The 2,427-nt window shown below is 42.0% G+C and carries 3 protein-coding genes; all 3 read left to right on the top strand.

Annotated features, from left to right (window positions below):
• The first annotated feature begins 630 nt into the window (after window positions 1-630).
• The 3 genes from TW84_RS23510 (at window position 631) to TW84_RS23500 (ending at window position 2,269) form a co-directional block, all read left to right on the top strand.
• On the top strand, window positions 631-969 hold the full coding sequence (locus TW84_RS23510; protein WP_045978027.1) for a hypothetical protein: 339 nt from the start codon (window positions 631-633) through the stop codon (window positions 967-969).
• Window positions 950-1,411, top strand: coding sequence for a hypothetical protein (locus TW84_RS23505; protein WP_045978026.1), 462 nt, complete (start codon window positions 950-952; stop codon window positions 1,409-1,411). The genes TW84_RS23510 and TW84_RS23505 overlap by 20 nt, the downstream gene beginning before the upstream one ends.
• A gap of 402 nt (window positions 1,412-1,813) precedes the next feature.
• The gene (locus tag TW84_RS23500) at window positions 1,814-2,269 is read left to right on the top strand and encodes a CAP domain-containing protein (RefSeq protein ID WP_338061768.1); all 456 of its coding nucleotides are present in this window, start codon (window positions 1,814-1,816) and stop codon (window positions 2,267-2,269) included.
• The last annotated feature ends 158 nt before the right edge of the window (window positions 2,270-2,427 follow it).

Here is a 2,427-nt window from a genome sequence, read left to right as displayed (position 1 = left end):
GAACAAGGTTGGAACTACCGCGCACTCGGAACGGCCAGCCTCCCCGAAGGGAGCTGCCTCGCCCAGCCCACCGTAATACCAACTGGATTGTTCAAAAAAGAAACACATCCATTTTCTACAGGTGCGCTAAGGCACACATAGGGAAAACCAAAGCTTTGGTTAACGACTATGTGTCGAGTGCAATAAGGCGGGGTTCCAATCCCGACACTGGATTTTGCCAGTGCTTTTGCAGGATATCGCTGGGGTTCAGAAGAGTCAACGCTTTCAGCGCGTAGGGCGATTAACTGTTCAAAAATCAGTGCGTTGTAGAGGTACTATTAAATTCAGGACACACACCAAAAGTGTTTTCTCTTGGTGTGTGTCCTGAATTTACTGCTGAATTTACTATATCTCTGATGCCAGTCACCAAAATCGTACTTGATGGTATTGACCTGACACTAACCCAAATTAGAATTGGGCGAGCTCTCGGCACTGATACACAATCTCATAACGCACCGGAAGGGTTGGTTATAATTAAAACTATCACCAATAAAGACTTAAAGTATGGTCTTTGTTATAAATATTAAAAAATACGACCTTGGATTGTTAATTTTTCTGTACATTTAATATTTTTAATTAACGAGAAAAAGTATGGGCGTTCTATCTTATTGCAAAATTGATGACATGGTGATCAGCCGCAATATGCAAAACCATTTAAATGAGATCGAATCAAAAGTGGCGCTTGGTAACTTGCTGGCCACATCGGTTGCATCATCACAATTTGTACAAATTTTCTCTGGGCGTATGAGTACTGGGAAAAGATTAAAAACGATTTATGAGCACGATTGGGAAAAATTCGGTCAAGCGATGGCGAGTAGTCACTTTGTAACAAAAGAGCTAGTTAATCGTATTGCTGACAAGGCGAGATTGACCTCCAGTGGCAAAGAACAACTTTTTTGGAAGTGTGTATATGATGCGACTCGCAACTAGTTTACTCCTGCTGTCTTCGAGCGCGTTCGCAGACGTGCAAACCTCATACGACAACCTAAACACTATGTTTTCTAAGTGTTCTGCTACTGAGCCGATAAAGGGAGATATGCGTGATAAATGGCTGGAGAGTCAGTCTGAAGCGGTTATTAAAACGATGCTATTAACGCTAAAACATCGTGCTTTTCAGCAATGCATAGCAGAAGCCGACAAGGAGTATTTGTATCAATCTTTCCTTGTTTATATTAATACAGGAAATAGAGAGCCACTAGACATCTACCTTTCATTGCGAGAAAACGATGTATTACAGAGCCAAAAGCAGTATATAGACGCCGAGTTTCTAGACAATGCCGATCGGTTATCCAAGTTTAGCGTATTCTCGACCAACTTCGATACCTTGCAAGCGTACGAAGAATTTAAGAGACAAGCTAATAACTCGTTATAGAGCTGGATCATATAGTGAGGAGAGAAAACGTCGAAAGCTACCCAAAAAAATCTTGCTAATTGTTTAAATTTGTCAAAGATGAGCGATCTTACTCGCTTTTTTTATACCCTATTCAAATATCACCTAGCCTATTTTTGCCATATGAATAACCACTTCATACTCTGAAATGATAATAAACGACTTTCACTACGAAGAAATGATGAGCAGTAATTGCGAAATAAGTGTAAATCGTCAAGCAGCGTACTCCTCCTTGGAACTTTGCTGCTTTCTTATACTTACCTCTGTTTAAAAGTAACGTTTTGCACTTGTTATATGATTCGATAGGTAACAAGGATAAGAAACATGTCATACAGAACACGAGTAATCATTCCATTACTGTTTTTGGCTGGGTATGGTCAAGCGATGGCTTCGCATACTGAGCACTCAAATTCAACCGTAACGTTTGCCGAACAAATGCTTGCCGCTGTGAATGAGGCACGTTCACGCCCACAACGATGTGGTTCGACAAGGATGCCTGCGGTTAAACCACTTACCTGGGATTATCGGTTAGAACGCGCTGCAGAGAGGCACTCAAGTGATATGGCGAATAATGATTTTGTCAGTCACACGGGATCTGATGGCAGCTCCTTTATCGATAGGATCAACCAAACTGGTTATACATGGCGCCGTGCTGGTGAGAATGTAGCAGGTGGGCAGCGTTCTATTGAAGCGGTGATGAGAGCATGGATGTCTAGCAGAGGCCACTGCCGCAGCATAATGAACGCTAATTTTGAGCAAATGGGTGCATCGTTGGTGGAAAACTCATCAGCAAGATACCATTTCTACTGGACCCAGGTCTTTGCTACGCCCAGTCGATAATAATTGTATGCAACTCTAAGTACCGAATATGGTGGCCCGAGAATAAGTTATGATCAACTTTGTTACAACTTGGGCACCAAAGAAATTCAGAGAAATTCAGGAAATTCGGCAGGAAATTCAGGACACACACCAGTAATCCACACCAGTAATCGCCAGTA

The organism is Vibrio neptunius (assembly GCF_000967495.1).
Classification (GTDB): Bacteria; Pseudomonadota; Gammaproteobacteria; order Enterobacterales; family Vibrionaceae; genus Vibrio; species Vibrio neptunius.
Note: the sequence above shows the minus strand (reverse complement) of the source record. Positions and strands in the feature narration are given on the sequence as shown.